The organism is Streptomyces sp. NPDC091416, assembly GCF_044756845.1.
GTDB lineage: Bacteria > Actinomycetota > Actinomycetes > Streptomycetales > Streptomycetaceae > Streptomyces.
The window spans coordinates 1-1298 of sequence record NZ_JBIVTU010000064.1 but is presented as its reverse complement, the minus strand read 5'-3'; the positions used below and the strand labels follow the sequence as shown (position 1 = coordinate 1298).

The window sequence follows — 1298 nt, the reverse complement described above, 5'->3', positions numbered from 1 at the left end:
GACAGCTCCGCCACCGTCCGGCACTCGAACACATCACGCGGACTCACCTCGACACCCCGCGCCCGCGCCCGCGTCACCACCTGGATCGACCGGATGCTGTCCCCGCCCACAGCGAAGAAGTCATCGTCCAGGCCCACCCGTTCCAGACCCAGCACCTCCGCGAACACCTCAGCCAGCACCACCTCATCCGGCGACCGCGGCTCCCGGTACTCGCTGCCCGCGAACTCCGGCTCGGGAAGCGCGGAACGGTCCAGCTTGCCGCTGAGTCCCAGGGGAAGCCGGTCCAGCAGGACGAACGCGGACGGCACCAGGAACTCCGGCAGCCGCTCCGCGACGAAACGCCGCAACTCGGCGAGGTCCGGACCGGATTCCAGCGACTCGGGCACGACGTAGGCGACGAGCCGGCGGGAACCGGCGGTGTCGAGGACCACGGCGGCGGCCTGCCTCACAGCAGGGTGGGCGCCCAGCACGGCCTCGACCTCGGCCGGCTCGACGCGGAATCCGCGGATCTTCACCTGGTCGTCCTCACGGCCGACGCACTCCAGTTCACCGGAGGACGTCCAGCGGGCCAGGTCGCCGGTGCGGTACATGCGGTCGCCCGCCGGTCCCCACGGGTCCGCGACGAACCGCTCGGCGGTCAGCCCCGGACGGCCGAAGTACCCACGACCGATCGCACCGCCCACATACAGCTCACCCGTCACTCCCATCGGAACAGGCTGAAGACCCGGCCCCAGCACATAGGTCCGCATGTTCCCCAGCGGAGTACCGATCGGTGCGCTGTTCGTGCGGTCCCACGTCTCGCCTGCGGGGAGCCCGAACGCGGTCGCGTAGAAACTCTCGCTCTGGCCGTAGCCGTTGAGGATGCGGGTGCCGGGCATGGCGGCACGCACCCTGGCCAGGAACGGCGCGGACAGCACCTCGCCGGCGAAGACCAGCGCGTCGACGGTGGTCCGGCCTGCGATGTCGTCCAGGATCTCGGCGAAGACCGAGGGCACGGAGCTGATCACTCCGCCGGTCCAGTTGTCCCGCTCGGCGAGCTCCAGCACGTCGCGGACCACCTCGACGGTGGCGCCCGTGGCGAGGGCCGTGAAGATCTCGAAGACCGACACGTCGAAGTTGACCGAGGTTCCCGCCAGCATCCGTGACCCGGGAAGGATTCCCACCCGCTCCACGAGCTGGGCCACGCCGTTCACCGCGCCGCGGTGCGTGATGGTCACGCCCTTGGGGGTACCGGTGGAACCGGAGGTGTACATCACGTACGCCACATTCTCCGGCCGCAACGGAGCCACACGCTCCGC

1 protein-coding gene is annotated in these 1298 nt (G+C 70.2%); it reads right to left on the bottom strand.

Annotated features, from left to right (window positions below; genetic code table 11):
- The coding region (locus ACIQMX_RS42490) for a non-ribosomal peptide synthetase (RefSeq protein ID WP_402487090.1) at positions 1 to 1253 on the bottom strand (1253 nt) is incomplete at its 3' end.
- Positions 1254 to 1298 lie beyond the last annotated feature (45 nt).